Source organism: Streptomyces sp. WMMB 322 (assembly GCF_900090145.1).
Taxonomy (GTDB): Bacteria; Actinomycetota; Actinomycetes; order Streptomycetales; family Streptomycetaceae; genus Streptomyces.
The window spans coordinates 207159-224827 of sequence record NZ_FMHI01000010.1 but is presented as its reverse complement, the minus strand read 5'-3'; the positions used below and the strand labels follow the sequence as shown (position 1 = coordinate 224827).

17 protein-coding genes are annotated in these 17669 nt (G+C 73.7%); 8 read left to right on the top strand and 9 right to left on the bottom strand.

Annotated elements, in window-relative coordinates; all coding sequences use genetic code 11:
- Nucleotides 1-208 precede the first annotated feature (208 nt).
- Nucleotides 209-1009 carry a peroxide stress protein YaaA gene (yaaA, locus tag H180DRAFT_RS17785; RefSeq protein ID WP_055487055.1) on the top strand — a complete coding sequence of 267 codons (801 nt, stop codon included), beginning with the start codon at nt 209-211 and terminating at the stop codon, nt 1007-1009.
- A gap of 76 nt (nt 1010-1085) precedes the next feature.
- Nucleotides 1086-1808: a bifunctional 4-hydroxy-2-oxoglutarate aldolase/2-dehydro-3-deoxy-phosphogluconate aldolase gene (gene eda, locus H180DRAFT_RS17780; protein ID WP_079100189.1), complete on the top strand. Its 723-nt coding sequence runs from the start codon at nt 1086-1088 to the stop codon at nt 1806-1808.
- Between the two features lie 83 nt (nt 1809-1891).
- On the opposite strand, the gene H180DRAFT_RS30110 is transcribed toward eda, so the two are convergent.
- From H180DRAFT_RS30110 to H180DRAFT_RS17765, 3 genes are read right to left on the bottom strand one after another with little or no spacing between them, the layout of a single operon-like run.
- Nucleotides 1892-3136 (bottom strand): bifunctional RNase H/acid phosphatase, encoded by a 1245-nt coding sequence (locus H180DRAFT_RS30110; protein WP_055487054.1) that lies wholly within the window; start codon nt 3134-3136, stop codon nt 1892-1894.
- Complete coding sequence (locus H180DRAFT_RS30105; RefSeq protein ID WP_055487053.1) at nt 3136-3879, bottom strand: zinc ribbon domain-containing protein; 744 nt, start codon at nt 3877-3879, stop codon at nt 3136-3138. The genes H180DRAFT_RS30110 and H180DRAFT_RS30105 overlap by 1 nt, the downstream gene beginning before the upstream one ends.
- Nucleotides 3876-4799 (bottom strand): Nif3-like dinuclear metal center hexameric protein, encoded by a 924-nt coding sequence (locus tag H180DRAFT_RS17765; protein WP_055487052.1) that lies wholly within the window; start codon nt 4797-4799, stop codon nt 3876-3878. Before H180DRAFT_RS17765 ends, H180DRAFT_RS30105 begins: the two co-directional genes overlap by 4 nt.
- A gap of 341 nt (nt 4800-5140) precedes the next feature.
- Between H180DRAFT_RS17765 and H180DRAFT_RS29875 the strand changes: the two genes are divergently transcribed.
- A complete protein-coding gene (locus H180DRAFT_RS29875; protein WP_055487051.1) occupies nt 5141-6940 on the top strand; it encodes a hypothetical protein in 1800 nt (599 codons plus the stop codon).
- 72 nt (nt 6941-7012) lie between these two features.
- Nucleotides 7013-7168 (top strand): hypothetical protein, encoded by a 156-nt coding sequence (locus H180DRAFT_RS29870; protein WP_175437791.1) that lies wholly within the window; start codon nt 7013-7015, stop codon nt 7166-7168.
- 115 nt (nt 7169-7283) lie between these two features.
- Here H180DRAFT_RS29870 and H180DRAFT_RS17755 read toward each other — a convergent pair whose 3' ends face one another.
- Nucleotides 7284-8174, bottom strand: a complete 891-nt coding sequence (locus tag H180DRAFT_RS17755; RefSeq protein WP_055487050.1) for a MaoC/PaaZ C-terminal domain-containing protein — start codon at nt 8172-8174, stop codon at nt 7284-7286.
- Nucleotides 8175-8362: 188 nt separating this feature from the next.
- On the opposite strand from H180DRAFT_RS17755, the gene H180DRAFT_RS17750 reads away from it, so the two are divergent.
- The gene (locus H180DRAFT_RS17750; RefSeq protein WP_055487049.1) at nt 8363-9169 is read left to right on the top strand and encodes an SAM-dependent methyltransferase; all 807 of its coding nucleotides are present in this window, start codon (nt 8363-8365) and stop codon (nt 9167-9169) included.
- Nucleotides 9170-9257: 88 nt separating this feature from the next.
- On the opposite strand, the gene H180DRAFT_RS17745 is transcribed toward H180DRAFT_RS17750, so the two are convergent.
- The 3 genes from H180DRAFT_RS17745 to H180DRAFT_RS17735 form a co-directional block, all read right to left on the bottom strand.
- Nucleotides 9258-10853, bottom strand: a complete 1596-nt coding sequence (locus tag H180DRAFT_RS17745; RefSeq protein WP_074466857.1) for an MFS transporter — start codon at nt 10851-10853, stop codon at nt 9258-9260.
- Nucleotides 10854-11016: 163 nt separating this feature from the next.
- Nucleotides 11017-11865: a cytochrome b/b6 domain-containing protein gene (locus tag H180DRAFT_RS17740; protein ID WP_079100188.1), complete on the bottom strand. Its 849-nt coding sequence runs from the start codon at nt 11863-11865 to the stop codon at nt 11017-11019.
- A complete protein-coding gene (locus H180DRAFT_RS17735) occupies nt 11846-12514 on the bottom strand; it encodes a molybdopterin-dependent oxidoreductase (protein ID WP_079100200.1) in 669 nt (222 codons plus the stop codon). The genes H180DRAFT_RS17740 and H180DRAFT_RS17735 overlap by 20 nt, the downstream gene beginning before the upstream one ends.
- Before the next feature lie 428 nt (nt 12515-12942).
- On the opposite strand from H180DRAFT_RS17735, the gene H180DRAFT_RS17730 reads away from it, so the two are divergent.
- The 3 genes from H180DRAFT_RS17730 (at nt 12943) to H180DRAFT_RS17720 (ending at nt 15547) form a co-directional block, all read left to right on the top strand.
- A complete protein-coding gene (locus tag H180DRAFT_RS17730) occupies nt 12943-13542 on the top strand; it encodes a class I SAM-dependent methyltransferase (RefSeq protein WP_055487088.1) in 600 nt (199 codons plus the stop codon).
- A gap of 10 nt (nt 13543-13552) precedes the next feature.
- Complete coding sequence (locus tag H180DRAFT_RS17725; protein WP_254666057.1) at nt 13553-14542, top strand: N-acetylmuramoyl-L-alanine amidase; 990 nt, start codon at nt 13553-13555, stop codon at nt 14540-14542.
- Between the two features lie 114 nt (nt 14543-14656).
- Nucleotides 14657-15547: a hypothetical protein gene (locus tag H180DRAFT_RS17720; RefSeq protein WP_055487047.1), complete on the top strand. Its 891-nt coding sequence runs from the start codon at nt 14657-14659 to the stop codon at nt 15545-15547.
- Between the two features lie 199 nt (nt 15548-15746).
- Here the strand turns inward: H180DRAFT_RS17720 and H180DRAFT_RS17715 are convergent, their stop codons facing one another.
- Both H180DRAFT_RS17715 and H180DRAFT_RS17710 read right to left on the bottom strand, forming a co-directional pair.
- The gene (locus H180DRAFT_RS17715) at nt 15747-16814 is read right to left on the bottom strand and encodes a prenyltransferase (protein ID WP_055487046.1); all 1068 of its coding nucleotides are present in this window, start codon (nt 16812-16814) and stop codon (nt 15747-15749) included.
- Nucleotides 16811-17647 carry a class I SAM-dependent methyltransferase gene (locus H180DRAFT_RS17710; RefSeq protein WP_055487045.1) on the bottom strand — a complete coding sequence of 279 codons (837 nt, stop codon included), beginning with the start codon at nt 17645-17647 and terminating at the stop codon, nt 16811-16813. The genes H180DRAFT_RS17715 and H180DRAFT_RS17710 overlap by 4 nt, the downstream gene beginning before the upstream one ends.
- Nucleotides 17648-17669 lie beyond the last annotated feature (22 nt).

The following is a 17669-nucleotide window of genomic DNA, read 5'->3' as shown; positions in this document are numbered from 1 at the left end:
CGCGCGCGAACAGCGGTTTCCCTTCAAGGCTGCACCCCGCTCCCGGGTGTCCGCCAACGGATGCGCTGCGCGGACGCCCGTTCTCCCGCCCGGCAGCGGCGGGCGCCCGCCGTCCGCGGTGGTCCGGCAGCCCCGCGTGCCCCCGCCCCCTCGCACCCCATACGCTGCTCCGCGTCAGTCACCGCTGTCGTATCCGAGGAGACCCGCCGTGCTCGTGCTGCTGCCGCCGTCCGAAGGAAAGGCCGACGGGGGCAGGGGACGTCCCTTCGCCCCGGACGAGCTGTCGCTGCCCGGGCTGGCACCGGCACGCGAGGCGGTGCTGGAGGAGCTCGTCGGGCTCTGCTCGGCCGACGAGGAGAAGGCGCGGCACGTGCTCGGCCTGAGCGAGGGTCTGCGCGGCGAGGTCGCCCGCAACGCACGGCTGCGCTCGGCACCCGCCCGGCCTGCGGGTGAGATCTACACCGGCGTCCTCTACGACGCCCTCGGACTGGCCACGCTCGGCCCCTCCGCCAAGCGGCGCGCGGCGAAGTCGCTGCTGCTCTTCTCGGGCCTGTGGGGCGCGGTGGGGATCAAGGACCGTATTCCCTCGTACCGCTGCCCGGGCGGCGTACGGCTGCCGGGGCTGGGTCCGCTGAGCGGGCACTGGAGGGAGCCGCTGGCGGCCGTGCTGCCGGAGGCCGCCGGAACGGGCCCGGTCCTCGACCTGCGCTCGACGGCGTACGCACAGATGTGGAAGCCCAAGGGCGAACTGGCCGAACGCACCGTCACCGTAAGGGTGTTGCAGTCGGCCCTCGTCGACGGTCGCGAGAAGCGGACCGTGGTCAGCCACTTCAACAAGGCGACGAAGGGGCGGATCGTGCGCGCACTGCTGGAGGAGGGAGCCGCGCCGCGCACTCCCGACGCCCTCGTCGAGGCCCTGCGGGGGCTGGGTCACGTGGTGGAGGAGCCCGCTTCCGGGCAGAAGGCGGGGAAACCGCGGGCACTGGACGTGGTGGTCAGCGAGCTCTGACGCGACGGCAGCCGGACGGATTGCGTGCCCTGCAATGCGCGTTGCGCGCCACGGCCCCCGAGGAGAGGATTCGCGCATGGCTCCTGCTCCCGCTTCGCCCTCCGCTTCCTCGGACTCGGACTCGGACTCGGACTCGCCCTCGTCCTCGCCCTCCGCATCGTTTCCTGCACCGCCCTCGCCCTCCGGCTCGCTGCTGGGCCTGGCGCCCGTCATTCCGGTCGTCGTCCTGGAGGACGCGGCCGACGCCGTACCTCTCGCCCGCGCCCTCGTCGCGGGCGGTCTGCCCGTCGTGGAGGTGACACTGCGGACGTCCGCGGCCAACGAGGCGATCCGGGCGATCTCCGCCGAGGTGCCGGAAGCGGTGGTGGGCGCGGGCACCGTGCTCACGCCCGCACAGGCGGAGGAGGCCGTGGGCGCCGGCGCGCGCTTCCTCGTCAGCCCGGGCTGGACGGAGCGGCTGCTGGAGTCGATGCTCGGCTGCGGGGTTCCCGCGCTGCCCGGGGTGTCCACCGCGTCCGAGGTGGTCGCCCTGCTGGAGCGCGGCGTGACGGAGATGAAGTTCTTCCCGGCGGAGGCCGCCGGCGGCGTCCCCTACCTCAAGTCCCTCGCCTCGCCGCTCCCGCAGGCGCGCTTCTGCCCGACGGGCGGCATCGACGAGGCACGGGCGCCGGGGTATCTGGCACTGCCCAACGTCGGGTGCGTGGGCGGCACTTGGATGCTTCCGGGGGGTGCGCTGGCCGCCCGGGACTGGCCCCGCATCCAGCGCCTCGCCGAAGGCGCCGCCGCACTGCGCGCCTGAGGACGCACGGCCCGGGCGGCAGGAGGAGTGCGCACCCGGGCCCACAGGGCCGGGCCCCGGCAGGGAACCCGGCCTCGCGTGCCTCAGCGCAGATGGGACGTGTCGTTCAGCAGACGGACCGACGCGTTGCCGTCCGAGTAGTAGGCGATCGCCGAGAGACAGGCCGCGGAGAGCTCCATGCGGAAGAGCGCGGCCGGAGGCGCTTCGAGCGCCAGCCTCACAAGGGTCTTGACAGGCGTGACGTGGGTGACGAGCAGCACCTTCCTCCCCGGGTAGCGCGCCAGCAGCCTGTCCCGCGTCACGGCGACGCGTTCACCGACCGTCGCGAAGCTCTCCCCGCCGCCCGTCGGACACGCCTCGGTCGACTCCAGCCACTTCTCGAGGTCACCGGGGAAACGCTCGTGCACCTCGGCGAAGGTGAGGCCTTCCCAGGCGCCGAAGTCGGCCTCGCGCAGCCCCTCGTCGACGCGCACCTTCAGGCCGGTGCGTTCCGCGACGGCCGATGCCGTCTCCCGGCAGCGGCGCATCGGGGAGGTGACTATGGCCTCGATCGTCCCGCGCGCGGCCAGCGCCTCGCCGGCGGCGTACGCCTGGCGGAGGCCGGCCGGGGAGAGTTCGGGGTCGGTGCCGCCGCTGCCGGAGAAACGCTTCTCGGGGGTGAGTGCCGTCTCGCCGTGCCGCAGCAGTACGAACGTGGTGGGAGGACCCACGTCGGGGCCCCAGCCGCTGTGCGAGACCTCGGTGCCCGCGGCGCTGCCGCCGCCGGGCGACTCCCGTATGTGCTCCTCGCCGGCTCCGGCGGCGTCGTCCGCCCGGCCCGTCCCGGCCGCTCCGCCGCCCCTGGCCGCCTGGTCCGCCGCGTCCAGTTCGGCGGTCGACGCGGCGGCAGACCACTGCTCGCCCCGCCTGCCCGCGTCCATCGCCTCGTTGGCGAGGCGGTCCGCGTGCCCGTTCTCGGCGCGGGGGATCCACTCGTACCCGGTCACGGCACCCGGCGGGAAGATCCGCTGCGCCTCCGCGGCGAGCGGCCGCATGTCGGGGTGCTTGATCTTCCAGCGCCCCGACATCTGCTCCACGACGAGCTTGGAGTCCATGCGCACCCGCACCGACGCGTGCGGGTCGAGCTCGTGCGCCGCGCGCAGGCCGGCGATCAGTCCCTTGTACTCCGCGACGTTGTTGGTCGCGCGGCCGATGAACTCGGCCGTCTCCCGCAGGACTTCACCGCTGGCGGCGTCCCGTACGACCGCGCCGTAACCGGCGGGCCCCGGATTGCCGCGCGAGCCTCCGTCCGCCTCGACGACGAAGCGGCGGCCGCGTCCCGCCGCCATCACAGCCCCGACTCGGGCGTACGGACCAGGACCCGGCGGCAGTTCTCGCACCGCACCACCTCGTCCTCCGGGGCCGCGCGGACCTCGTTGAGCTCGGTGATGTTCAGCTCCAGCCGGCAGCCCTCGCAGCGCCGCTGGAACAGCCGGGCCGCGCCGACACCGCCCTGCTGCTCGCGGATCTTCTCGTACAGCTTCAGCAGGTCCGCGGGAACCGTGCCGGCCACGGAGTCGCGTTCCGCGCGCACCGTCCCCGCCTCGCCGTCGATCTCCCCCAGGGCCGCGTCGCGCCGGGCGACCGCGTCCTCGGCCTTGGCCTGTACGGCCTCGACGCGCTGCGCCAGCTCCGCCGCCCGCTCGGTGGCGGCCTCGTGACGCTCCATGACCTCCAGGACGACGTCCTCCAGGTCTCCCTGGCGCCTGGCCAGCGAGGCGATCTCGCTCTGCAGGTTCTCCAGGTCCTTGGGGTTGGTGACCTGGCCGGAGTCGAGACGCTTCTGGTCCCGCGCCGAGCGCTGGCGCACCTGGTCGACGTCCGATTCGGCCTTGGTCTGCTCGCGGGCGGTGTCGCTCTCCTCGGTGCGGGAGGCGACGAGCAGATCGCGCAGCTGGGCGAGGTCCGCCTCCAGCGACTGGATCTCCTCGTGCTCGGGCAGGTTCTTGCGCTTGTGTGCGAGCTGCGTCAGGCGCGTGTCCAGTGCCTGGACGTCCAGCAGTCGGATCTGATCGGCGGGCGCGGCGTTCAGTTGGGGGCTCCCGAGGTGATGTCGTCGGTGGCGCTGCGGTGGGATTCAAAAGGGCCGCTCTGCGCGGCGCCGGGGGCGGCGGGCCCCTTCGACGCCGCTTGGGCGGTCCAGGGGTCGGTGACCGTACGCGAGACATGCGTGCGCAGGCCCCAGCCGTGCCGGTCGGAGACCTCGTCGAGCTGTGCCGCCGCCTGCTCGCACCACGGCCACTCGGTGGCGAAGTGCGCGGCGTCCAGCAGCGCGAGCGGCGAGTGCTCGCGGGCCTCGGAGGCGGGGTGGTGTCGCAGGTCGGCCGTGAGATACGCGTCGGCGCCGGCCGCGCGCACCTCGTCGAACAGGCAGTCACCGGAACCTCCGCACACGGCGACGGTCCGGATCGTACGGTCCGGGTCGCCGGCCGCCCGGATGCCCTGCGCGGTGACGGGCAGCCGCTGCGCGACCCACTCCGTGAGCTCCGACAGCCGCATGGGGCGCGGCGGTTCACAGATGCGGCCGAGGCCGCGACGGCCCTGCGGGTCGGTCGTGTCCGGCACCAGGGGCCGCAGGACGTGCAGGCCGAGTGCGCCGGCGAGGGCGTCCGAGACTCCGGGGTCCGCGGTGTCCGCGTTGGTGTGCGCGACGTGCAGGGCGACACCGTGCCGGATCAGGGTGTGGATCACGCGTCCTTTGAAGGTGTCGGCGGCGACGGTCGTCGTGCCGCGCAGATACAGCGGGTGGTGCGTGACGAGCAGTTGGGCTCCGAGCGCGACGGCCTCGTCGGCGATCTCCTGTACGGGATCGACCGCGAAGAGCACGCGGTCCACCTGGGCCTGCGGACTGCCGACGTCACCGCAGACGGTGCCGACGGCGTCCCACTGCTCGGCCCGTTCGCGCGGCCAGAGGGCGTCGAGCGCGGCGATGACTTCGGAGAGTGCTGGCACGGGTGAAAGGCTACCTTCCGCCCCGGCCGGCCCGTCCGGTCACCGCCCCGCCGGGGGACACCGCCCGCGCATGTAGGGCGCCGGAGCACCCCCGCAGTTGCCGGCCTCGCCGCGCGCTCGTCGTCGCCGTACCGCTCGGGCGTCCCTGGCCTGCGGTTTCCGTGGTCACCGTCTTCCGGCGGCACGGCCTGGTCGCTCCCGGTGGGCAGCGTCCGCAGCACACCGGCACAGCCTCGCGCAGGCAATTCGCACATCCGCCACTCATCCGCGTGAAGGGTCCGAACTCGCATTGTTCGGGCGGCAGTACGACACCTAGGTTCCTCACTGGAGGTGATCGACCCATGACTGCCTGTGCCCCCGAGGCCGTCGCTGCGGACAGCCGGACGGCAAGGCACTCCACGTTCACGATCGCAGCCGACGGCGCCTATGCGGCCCGGCTCAACGCGTCCGAGGAGGACGGCTGGTTCCCCGAGCGCTGGACTCTCGACGGCCCCGAGCCGTACGCGGTCCCGCTGCCCGGCGCCCGGCCCGAGGAGCCCGACAGCCAGGTGCTGCCGCTGACCGACGGAAGGGTCCTGATCGCCCGCCGCGAGGACGGCGCCCACCGGCTCGCGCTCCTCTACCCGACGGGCCCGGGCACCGGCGAACTCGACCTGGGCTCGGTCGAGTCCGAATGGTTCGCTCTGCTGCCGCCCGCACCGTGCGGGCGCCGCGCGTACGCACTCACCGTGGGCGAACACACCACGGGCGTATGGCTGGTGGCGGGCGGAGGCGACGGAGTGCCGCAGTTGATCGCCGAGGTTCCCGGCCGCTGCGGGGGCGGAGCCTGGCTGGACCGCGAGGGCAGGCTGCTCGCGGTCGACCGTACGGACACGGCCGGGACGGGCCGCACGAAGACGGTCGCCGTCGACCTGGGCCGCGGCGGCGAGGTCAGCCCGCTGCTGCAGATCACCGACGAGAGCGACGACCGGCTGCTGCTGGCCGACGCCGACAGCGGCCTGCTGATCGTGCGATCCGACGCGCCCGGCGAATTCCGCCTGGGCTGGGGAGTGTTGGGATCCCACCGTCCGGTGCGCTTCCCGGAGTCCCTGCATCCCACGGACGCGCTGCTCACGCCCTTCGCCGTACAGCCCGGTCAGATGCTCCTCCCGGAGAGCTGCGCGGTGGCGCTGCACGGCCAGACCACCGGGACACGTGCGGGAGGTGCCTGGCTGGGGGTATGGCGCCCGATGCAGAAGGAGTTGCGCCGCTTCCGCGCTCCGGGCGGCTGGCTGCCGGGCAGGGGGGTGTGGACGCGCGAGGGCGAACTGCGGCTGCCCTGTGCCACAGCGCATGCGCCGTGCGGGCTGGCACGGCTGAGGATGCGGGGCAGGAGCGCCGACGCCGACGCCGGGGCGACCGTCACTGGTACGGGCACGGGCGAAACCCTGGGCGGTGGCGTGCACATGAGCGCGGCGCCGGGCGCCGGTACAGGTGCCGGCGCCGGTCCCGCGGGCGCACAGCCCGGCGGACCCGCCGCGGGCCCGGATACGGGCTCCGGAGCCGAGGCGGTCTCCGAGGCGGCGCGGGGCGAGCGGGCCGAGGCCGGGCGCGAGGGCCCGGCGCGCTCCCCCTGGGACGGCTCCCGTTCCGTCATGACGGGAGGCCTCCCCTCTGCCGCTCCCCCGGCAGCCGGAGCCAGGCCCGCCGGGGCCGGCTCGCCCCGGGCAGGCTCGCCCGGTGCCGCACCGCAGATCGAACAGCGAGCGCCGGCAAAGGAGTTGCCGCCCCCGGAGCCCAGGAATGCGGCACACCTCGTACCGCCGGGAGCGCTGCCCGCTGAGGTTCCGCCGCGGCCGGAGACGGCGCCGCGGCTGCCCCCGCGGCTGCCCCCGGTGCGGGAGGCCGCAACGGGAGGGCCGGCGGAAGGTCCGAGGCCGGCGGCGACAGCAGCGGAGGCATCGCCGTCACCGATGGGACCGGTGACGTCGGTTGACGGCACGTCGGCATCCCCCGCGCCCGCGGCCTCCCCGCCCGGTGCTGCTGCGTCCCCCTCCCTCGCAGTCGCCGCCACGTGCGCCGGACGCAAGCCGGTGCCGCTCCAGGACGCCCCGCTCGCGGCGGCCCTCCACGAGGCAGCCGTCCGCGCCAGGACGGTGTGATCGCGTGAGTGTCCGTCACTACACTCTGGTCGGGTACTGAGCAGCAACGCGATCCACGGAGTCACCCCCGCGATGTCCGAGACCCAGACCGGGACCGAAACGCGCAACAGCCAGGCACCGACCGACGGTTCAGGCAAGCACAGAGGGCAGGCCGCCGGCGCGGAGGAGACCGGGCGGCGCGCCCAGGGCCGCCACCGGCGTCCGCCTCAGCAGAGCGAACCGGAGTAGCCGGCCCGGGCGACCGCGGAAGGGGCGGAAACGTCAGCGGCGAGTCACGAACGGCGAGGCACGAACAACCCCTGTCCGAAGAGTTGTTCGTGCCTGCGCCCGGGACGTAGGCGCCTCAGCAGTGTGTGACGACGGCGTCGGTCAGTACGGGGGCGTCGTCCCGTTCGACGGCGGTGACGGACAGCAGCACGCGCCCGGCGCCGCCCGCTCCCTTCGGGTCTCCGCCCCCGTCCGCCTCGGTCCACATCCGCACGCGCAGCGTCTCCCCGGGGAAGACGATCCCGGAGAAGCGTGTGGTGTAGCTCCTCACCCGCGTCACGTCCCCGCCGAGCACCGTGTCGACCACGGCCTTGAGCACCATCCCGTACGAGCACAGCCCGTGCAGGATCGGCCGCTCGAAGCCCGCGAGCGCCGCGAAGTCCGGGTCGACGTGCAGGGGATTCCAGTCTCCGGAGAGCCGGTAGAGGAGTGCCTGGTCCTCGCGCACCGGGCGCCGCACCTCGCGGTCCGGGGCCCGCTCGGGCGTGCCGGAACCGGACGAGGGGCCGCGGTCGCCGCCGAAGCCGCCCTCGCCCTTCACGAAGAGCTGGGCCTCCGAGGTCCACAACGGGCCGTCGTCGTCGGCGGCTTCGGAACGCAGCACGATGACGGCGGCCTTGCCCTTGTCGTACACGGCGGCGACCGACGAGGTCTGCGTCGCGCTGCCGCCGACCGGAACGGGCCGGTGCGTATGCACCGTCTGCCCCCCGTGCAGCACCGCCGCGAGGTCCACGTCGATGCCGGGCGCCGACAGCCCGCCCACGACACCCATCCCTCCGCCCGCCACGGTCGCGAAGCTGGGCAGCACATGCAGCCGGCTCTCCAGCGTGTAGCGCAGCTCCCGGATCTCGGTCGCGGGCACGCCCGCACCGAGCCCGAGATGGTACAGCTGAACGTCCTTGTGGTCCCAGGTGATCCGGGTGCTGACGGGCTCCGCGGACAGTGCCCGCTCGACGTCGATCGGCATGACCTCAGCTCCTCTCCCCGGGGGAGGATAACCACCGGTCCCGGGCGTTCCGCGGGCGGAACCCCCGGGAGGTCTGCACAATCGGGGCCGTGGGGTGAAGACTTCGGTGCCACGGGGATTGCGAAGATCCCGGGGATTCCGGGCGGGACACAGTCCCGTACCGGACACGCTTTCAGGGAGGGGCAGTAATGGAGCCGCGGAGAACCGCCGGCAACGGCACCGGTGAGATCGACACGAGCGTCCCGCACTCGGCACGGATCTGGAACTACTGGCTCGGAGGCAAGGACAACTACGCGGCCGACCGCGAAGCCGGCGAGCAGTACCGTCAGGCGTTCCCGGGCATCGACGAACTCGCCCGCGCCTCCCGCTACTTCCTCGTGCGCACCATCCGTCATCTGGCGTCCGAGGCCGGTGTCCGCCAGTTCCTCGACGTCGGTACGGGCCTGCCCACCGTCGACAACACCCACGAGGTCGCGCAGCGGGTGGCGCCGGAGGCGCGCGTCGTCTACGTCGACAACGACCCGCTCGTCCTCGTCCACGCGAACGCGCTGCTCACCAGCTCCCCGGAGGGCATGACGGCCTATATCGAGGCCGATCTGCGCGACCCGGAGGCGGTGATCGCGGGGGCGCGCGAGACCCTCGACCTGTCGCAGCCGGTGGCTCTCATCCTCAGCGGAGTGCTGGGTCACATCGGCGACCACGCGGAGGCCTGCGGGATCGTCCGCGGGCTCATGTCGCAGCTTCCGTCCGGGAGTTACCTCTCCCACAACGACGGCATCGACGAGAACCCGGACACCAACGCCGCGCAGGACGACTACAACGACTCCGGTGCCGTGCCCTACGTCCTGCGCTCACCGGAGGCGATCCGCGCCTACTACGACGGCCTGGAGCTGGTGCCGCCGGGCGTGGTGCGCATCAACCGCTGGCGTCCCGACATCGACGGGGACGAGGCACCTGACGCGGCGGCCTACGGGGGTGTCGGCCGCAAACCCTGACCGGCGCGCGGCGGACCGGCCGGCCCGTGCGCGAGCCGGACGTGGCCGGCGGCCCCGAACCGGGGCGTCCCGGGGCGTTCCCGGGGCGTCAGCTCTCGCCGCCGGCCTTCGGCCCGGGGTTCCCGGTGCCGGAGGCCAAGGGCTCCCCCGGGCCGGCGCCGGCGGCCGGCCGGTCCGCGCCCTCCCGCTCGTCCTCCTCGTGGGCCCCTTCGCCCTCGTGGACGCCCTCGCCCTCGTGGGCGCCCTCGCCGTCCGGGCGGGGCAGGACGAACAGCACGAGCGCCGCGCACAGCACGAGGAGGGCGGCAGCGCTGCGGAAGGCCAGCCCGTAGCCGGAGGCGAGAACCTGCGGACCGGTGCCGTCCCCGATACGGGCGGCGGAGATCGTGGAGAAGACGGCGAGGCCGAGCGAACCACCCATCGTCCGCGCGGTGTTGAACAGCCCGGACACCAGTCCCGCGTCTCCGTGCGGCGCCCCGGACATGGCCAGCGACGCCAGCGGCGTTCCTGCCATTCCTCCGCCGAGCGCCATCAGCACACCGGGGCCCATGACCGTCTGGAGGAAGCCGCCTCCGGCGTGCATGCCGCTCTGCCACAGGCAGCCGGCTCCCGCCAGCACGACTCCCGCCAGGGCGACGTTCCGCGCCCCGAACCGCACCATCAGACGCGGCGCGGCCTTGGAGCCGAGAACGATGCTCAGCGACTGCGGGATGAATCCGAGCCCGGCCTGAAGCGGCGTGTAGCCCAGCACGTTCTGCATGTAGAGCGACATGAAGTACCACATGCAGAACAGAGCGCCTCCGCACATGAACATCGCCGCGTTCGCAGCCGAGACGGCTCTGCTGCGGAAGAGGCGCAGCGGCACCAGCGGGTCCTTCGTGCGTGCCTCGACCGCCACGAACACCGCGAGGAGCGCGGGGCCCGCCGCCAGAGGCCACAGCACCGACGGCGCCGTCCACCCAGCCGTCTCCGTCCGTACGATCCCCCAGGCCAGCACCCCCAGACCCAGGGTGGCGAGCAGCGCTCCGGGGACGTCGAGACGGCGGCCGGGGCGGGCGTCCCGTCCCTCCGAGACCCATATCGCAGCGGCCAGCAGCACCAGCGCGCCCACGGGGACGTTGATCAGAAGCACCCAGCGCCACGAGAGGGCGTCGGTCAGCACGCCGCCGACGAGGCCGCCCGCCGCTCCGCCGCCCGCGCCCACGGCGCTCCATGTGCCGATCGCGCGCGTACGGGCGCGGCCTGGCGGGAACGCCGTGGTGAGGATCGTCAGGGTCGCGGGGGCCAGCACGGCCGCGCCGGTGCCCTGCACCATCCGTGCCGCCAGCAGCTGCCACGGCTGCTGCGCGAGGCCGCCGAGGAGGCTGGCGGCGGTGAACAGCGCGAGCCCCAGCAGGAATGTCCGCTTCCGGCCGAAGATGTCGGCTGCCCGTCCGCCGAGCAGCATCAGCCCGGCGAAGGCAAGGGTGTAGCCGTTGAGGACCCACTGGAGTCCCGCGGCGTCCATGCCGAGGTCGGTGCGCATCGACGGCAGCGCGACATTGACCACCGAGACGTCGAGCACCACGAGGAACTGCCCCGCGCAGGCGGCGAGGACGACGACCCACAGGCGCACGGGCGTGCCGGAGCGGGTGGACCGGGACGGCCCGGAGGGCGGGGAAGCCTTGTCTGTCACGCCCGTCATGCTCGCAGCTGCCCCTGTCCGCCGCCCACTTGATATCCGGCGCCGAGGACGGGCACGGACCTGAAGGGTGAGCCCGCGGCCGCGCCGGTCATCGCGCCGCAGGGTCACCGGGCGCCGGCGGTCATCGCGCGCCGAAGGGGCCGGCGCACCCCGGGGCGCCGTGTCATTCGCTCCGGCGCCCGCCCCTGATCCCGCTCCCGCTGCCGGTCCCGTTCCCGCTCCGGTTCTCGTGAGCGGCCCCGTGTTCGTGCCGGGGCTCCGGCTCGGGCCGCCAGAGGGCGTGTTCGCGGCGGGCCCACGCACGGTCGGCCATGCCGGTCCGCATGGCGCGGCGCGCCTCCGGGTGCGCCACCGCCATCGCGACGTGCGCCGCGAGTACGACGCCGACGGCCAGCGCGAGCCAGTCGTGCACGAACGTCGCGCTCGTGCGCCACGCGAGCGGGGTGAGCCCGGTGAACCACATCAGCAGCCCGGTCCCGGTCATCACCAGTACGGCACCGGCCGTCCACGCGGCGAAGACCTTCTGCCCGGCGTTGAACTTGCCCGCGTCGCGGCCCCAGTCCTCACCCGGCGGCGGATACGGCCTGCGGGCGCGGCGGGCCCGCCGCAGCCACCGCCTGTCGTGCGGTCCGAAGCGGTTGAGGCGGCGCAGATCGGCGCGCAGCGCACGCGAGGCGAGACCGAGCAGGACCGGTGCCGGCAGCAGCAGCCCCGACCACTCGTGGACGGTGACCATGAGGGCGCGGCGTCCGGCGAGTTGGGCGAGGCCCGGTACGTAGAGGAACAGGGCACTGCCCACGCAGAGCGCCATCAGCGCGCCCGTGGCGTGGTGGCACCAGCGCACGGCCCGGGTGAAGCGCAGCACGTCCGGCGGGAGGCTCTCCCCGGCGGTCCGGGCGTCCTCCGCAAGCCCCTCGGCGGTCCGGGCGGCCTCCGCGGGCGGCGGCGCCGGGGTCACGGTGTTCTCCGGCCGGGTGGCGGCCGAGTGCCGGTCAGGCGGCTGTCGGAGCATCGTCACGTCCGTTCGACCTGCCGACCCAGGCGTCGACGTCGTAGCCCCGCTTCTCCCAGTATCCGGGCACCACTTCACGGGTGAGGCTGATGCCGGAGAGCCACTTCGCCGACTTGTAGAAGTACATCGGCGCGACGTACAGCCGCACGGGGCCGCCGTGTTGGTGGCTGACGGGCTTGTCCTGCATGCGCAGCGCCACCAGCACGTCGTCGCGCCGGGCCTGTTCGAGGGTGAGGCTTTCGCTGTAGAGGCCGTCGAAGCAGGTGAACCGGACTGCCGTGGCCTCGGGGCGCACCCCGGCCAGGTCGAGGAGGTGGGAGAGCCGTACACCTTCGAAGGGCGTGTTGGGCACGCGCCAGCCCGTCACGCACTGCACGTCGCGCACAATGCGGCGCTGCGGCATGGCGCGCAGGTCGCCGAGGCTGTGACGGGTGGGGTGTTCGACGAGGCCGCCGACCGTGAGCGCGTAGTCGCTGGCCCCGCGGTGCGGGACGGAGGCGGCCACGGAGTAGTAGCGGAATCCGCCTCCGTTGGGGAGCAGACCGGTCACGCCGGTCGGGTCCTTGCCGGAGACGGCGCTCAGCGCGCTCTCCGTGCCACGCTGCAGATACGGCGCGGCGGCCAGGCCTGCCGCGCCCAGCCCGAGCATCCCGAGCACCAGGCGCCGGCCGACGGGCGAGCCCTCGCCGTCGGTGTCCGCGGTCCCGTCGGTGTCCGCGGCACGGGCTGAATCGGCTGTCTCCACACGACGATTCGAGCACTGCGGCCCGCGCCGGCGCCAGTGTCCGGCGGAAGCCGTCAGACTTCCGTCATCCGCCCCGCGCAGTCACCGCAGGGCCCGGCGGATCTGCCGGACAGGACCCGCACCGGGCCGGACCCGGACCGGACAGGACCCGCACCGGGCCGGACCCGGACCGTGAGGCAGCATGAACCGCAGGATCACGCCGCCGAAGGAGTCCGATGAGCCAGCCCGCCCGAACGCCGCAACCGCAGCCGCAGCCGCAGTTCGCGCCGGAGCCGCCGGCACCGCGCCCGGCTCCGGCGACGCTCGCGGCGTTCGAGGCGGCGAAGGGCTTCATGCCCTCCGACGAGGGACTGGCCCTGTACGCGGCAGCCGTCGAGGCGGCGCGGCTCGGGCTGCCGCTGCTGGAGGTCGGCACCTACTGCGGCCGCTCCACCCTCCTCCTCGCCGAGGCCGCACGGGACGCGGACGTCACGGCCGTCACCGTCGACCATCACCGCGGCAGCGAGGAGCAGCAGCCCGGCTGGGAGTACCACGACCCGGACGTCGTCGATCCGCACACCGGGCTGATGGACACGCTGCCCGTCTTCCGCCGCACCCTGCAGGCGGCGGGCCTGGAGGAACACGTCGTCGCCGTGGTCGGGCGCTCGCCGCGCGCCGCCGCGCTGTGGGGGCGTCCGCTGGGCCTCGTCTTCATCGACGGCGGCCACACGGACGAGCACGCAACGGCCGACTACGAGAGCTGGGCACCGCATCTCGCGCGGGACGGGCTGCTGGTGGTGCACGACGTCTTCCCCGACCCGGCGGACGGCGGGCAGGCGCCGTACCGCATCTACCGGCGTGCGCTCGATTCCGGTGCATTCAGGGAGGTTTCGGTGACGAGGTCGCTGAGGGTTCTCCGGCGTACCGGCACGGCGCTGTGCACGGACGGCTAGCATCCTGGGCGTGTCCAACGGAAGCCCGACCCCGCCCGATCCGTACCGCTCCGACGCCGGCGCCGAGCCGGGCACCCGATGGGCTCCGGAGCCGCGGCGGGCCCGCCGGATGGGCATGCGGCTGCTGATCACGCTCGGGGTGCTGGTTCCGACGTGCTTCGCGGGGTGGCTGATATGGCAGTCCGCCGGCGGTGCGGCGGAGGCCGGGGGCTCGACGCCGACGCTGATGCCGCTGCCGCAGGATCCGGAGTCCCGCGAGGGTTCCGCCGGGTCCGGCGGCGAGCCGGGCGGCGGGGGCGGTTCGGACGCCGCCGGCGGGAAGCCGCTGAAGGGCATGACGGTCGTGATCGACCCGGGCCACAATCCCAACAACCGCTACCACGCGGCCGAGATCAACCGCAGCGTCAGCATCGGCACCGGCCGCAAGGAGTGCGACACCACCGGGACGGCCACCGCATCCGGCTATTCCGAGGCGAAGTTCACCCTCGACCTCGCCCGCCGTGTACGGGCCGGGCTGCGGGAGCGCGGCGCGACGGTGAAGCTGACCCAGGACGGGCGCAGGCCGTGGGGGCCGTGCGTGGACGACCGTGCCGAGGCGGGCAACCGCGCGGACGCCGACGCGGTCGTATCCCTGCACGCCGACGGAGCACCGGCCGGGCGGCGGGGCTTCCACGTGATCATTCCCGAGTCCGTGAAGGAGGGCCGTGCCGACACCCGGGCGGTGGCCGGTCCCTCGCGCCGCCTGGGCCGTGAACTGGCCGACTCCTTCCGCGAGTTCACCGGTTCGAAGCCTGCCTCCTATGCGGGGGACGGCAACGGTACGGACACACGGGGTGACTTGGGCGGGCTCAACCTCACGCGCGTGCCCAAGGTCTTTTTGGAGTGCGGCAACATGCGTGATCCGCGGGACGCCGCAGACCTGACCGACCGGAGCTGGCGTGACCGCGCCGCCCGCGGAGTGGTCGAAGGCCTGGCCGGCTTCCTCACCGAGAAGCGCTGACGGCGCCCTCCGGGCCGACGTCGCCCCGCCGGTTCGGCCTCTTCACCCATCCGTACGATGGGGTGCCACCCCGGCAGAGACCACAGACCGCATGAAATCTACTAAGGACGCCAAGTGAACATCCGCTCGCTCACACGAGGCGATGGAGCGGTCATCGGGGCAGCGCTGCTGCTGCTGATCGCTTCCTTCTTCCCGTTCTTCGAGTTCGATGGAGACTGCCCCATCGAATCCTGCAGCGTGTCCGCGTGGTCGCGCTCCACTCTTCCGATGCTGACGACCGTGCACCTGCTCGGTCTCGTCGCCGCGGCCCTGATTGTCGCCGCCCGTCTGCTGCCGGACGGCCGCAAGGTGCTGGGGCTCGCTCTGGACCAGTGGGGAATGGTGCTCTGCCTGGTCGTCGGCTGGGCCGGGATCTGGGCGGCGGTCTCGGTCGTCTTCCCGGACCTGGAGCAGCCGGGCTTCGGGGGCGACCCGAACGAGAAGTGGAAGCTCGCCGCGGGCGCCTATCTGACGCTCGTGCTCTCCCTGGCTCTCGCCGTGGTCGGTGCGCTGAGCACCACCGCCGCGGCGCTGAAGGCTCCGTTGCTGCCCGCTCCCAAGCCCTCCTCCCCGTACGGTGTGCCGCAGCAGGGCGCCTACGGCTACCCGGGCGGACCCCAGCCGGGAGCGCAGGGCCCGTACGGCGGTCAGCCCCAGGGCGGTTACGGCTACCCCGGCGGAGCGCAGCAGGGCCAGCCCGGCCAGCCGGGAGCGCAGCAGGCACAGCAGCAGGGCGGTGCGGCGGCAGGCGGGGGCGCCCCGGACCAGAGCTTCCAGCCCTTCTGGTTCGCCGTACCGGTCACGCGTCCGCTCTTCGGCGAGGACGGCGCTCCGCAGCCCGTTGCCGAACTGGCCCCCGGAACCTGGTACTTGGCGGTGGAGCAGCGCGGTCAGGCACTCATCGCGCAGACCCAGGACGGCCGTCGCGGCGTCCTGCAGGACACCTCGGGCATACAGCGCGGCTGAAGCGGCACCGCGGCCGGCACGGTTCTCCGTGCCGGCCCCTCGCACGGCCCTCACGGCAGCGGCCCCTCTTCCCGGTCGGTACCTCCGGACGGGAGAGGGGCCGCGGTCATGCAGCCGAACGAAAGGCAACGGAAGGCCCGGGGCGCCCGGCGGCCTCACGGCAGCTCGCACCCGGCCCGCACGCCCGGACCGGCGCCGCTCAGCAGCAGTCCGGCGCCAGCCCCTCGGGCAGGTGCTCGCCGCCGAAGACCTCCACGGTGGCCTCGTCGCCGCCGAGTGCCGCGACGGCCAGAAGCAGCGAGCCCGCCGTCCAGCTGGTGAGCTCCTCCGGCCACACGGCGTCGTCGTCGAAGACGTAACCGGTCCAGTAAAGGCCGTCCTCGGCACGCAGGTGCTGCACCCACTCCAGGATCAGCCGGGCGCGGTCCGGCTGCCCCGACGCCCAGAGCGCCAGAGCCAGTTCGGCGCTCTCGCCGCCCGTCACCCACGGGTTGGGCAGCACACACCGCACTCCCAGGCCGGGCACGACGAAGCGCTCCCATCCCTCCTCGATGCGTGCCCTGGCCTCCTCGCCGCGCAGCGCGCCACCGAGGACGGGGTAGTACCAGTCCATCGAGTAGGAGCCCTTGTCGAGGAAGCGCTCCGGGTGCCGCCGCACGGCGTGCCCCAGCAGTCCGAGCGCCAACTCCCAGTCCGGCTGGGGCCTTTCACGGTGTTCGGCCATCGCCAGGGCGCAGCGCAGCGCATGGTGCACGGACGAGGACCCGGTGAGGAGCGCCTCGCGGACGGCGGTGCCGTCCGCCTCCCGCTTCCATCCGATCTGCCCGCCGGGCAGCTGGAGCCGCAGCACGAACCCGACGGCCGCCACGACCACGGGCCACATCCGCTGGAGGAAGGCCTCGTCGCCGGTTGCGAGGTAGTGGTGCCAGACGCCGACGGCGACGTACGCGCAGAAGTTGCTCTCCCTGGCCCGGTCCTTGGGCTCCTGGACCTCCCCGTCGGCGTAGGCGGCGTACCAGGAGCCGTCGGTCAGCTGGTGTTCGGCGAGCCACCGGTAGGCGGCCTCGGCCGCGGCATGCTCACCGGCGGCGTCCAGTGCCATCGCGGACTCCGTGTGGTCCCACGGGTCGAGGTGGCCGCCCCGGAACCACGGGATCGCGCCGTCGGGGCGCTGGATCGCCAGCAGTCCTTTCACGGTCTGCCGTGCCTGCGCGGCCGTCAGGACACCGTCGAGGACGAGGCGTTCGGTACGCCCCGGGCTCGTCACGCCTGCCCCCCGGCGGCGTCCGCGCCTGCGGAACCGGTCCCCGCGCCCGTCCCCGGTCCGGCCGCCGGTCCGGCCGCCGCAGCGTCGTCGCCGGGTGAAATCCCCTGCGGCAGGTGCGGTTTCGTCGCGTACGCCACGAAGCTCTTGCCGATGAGCGGGTCGAGGGCCTTCTCCGCGAGGCGCGTGGCCAGGGGCTTCTTCATGATGTCCCACACCAGCAGGCGGTGGTAGGCGCGCACCGGGAGCGCGGCGTCGTCGCCGTCGCGCTCGACGCCGAAGGCGCACTTGAGCCACCAGTACGGCGAGTGCAGGCCGTGCGCGTGATGCGTCCCGTACGGGCGCAGACCGGCCTCCCGCATCCTGCCGAGCAGTTCGTGCGCACGGTAGATGCGGATGTGGCCGCCCTCGACCTCGTGGTACGCGTCGCTCAGCGCCCAGCAGACCTTCTCCGGCCCGTAGCGCGGCACCGTCACGGCGATGCGGCCGCCCGGCCGCAGCACCCGCACCATCTCGGCCAGCACACCCTTGTCGTCGTGGATGTGCTCCATCACCTCGGAGATGATCACGACGTCGAAGCTGTCGTCCGGGAAGGGCAGGGCGAGCGCGTCGCCCTCCATGGCGGTGGCCGTGGCGCCGGCGGGTGCCTCGCCCGCTTCGGCCATCGCCGCGAACCACTTGGCGACCTCGCGGATCTCCTCGGCGTTGCGGTCCAGTGCGACGACGCGTGCTCCGCGGCGGTAGCACTCGAAGGCGTGCCGGCCGGCGCCGCAGCCCAGGTCGAGCACGCGGTCGCCCGGTGCGAGGGGGAAGCGGGAGAAGTCGACGGTCAGCACGGTCTGCCTCTGCTTTCGGCGG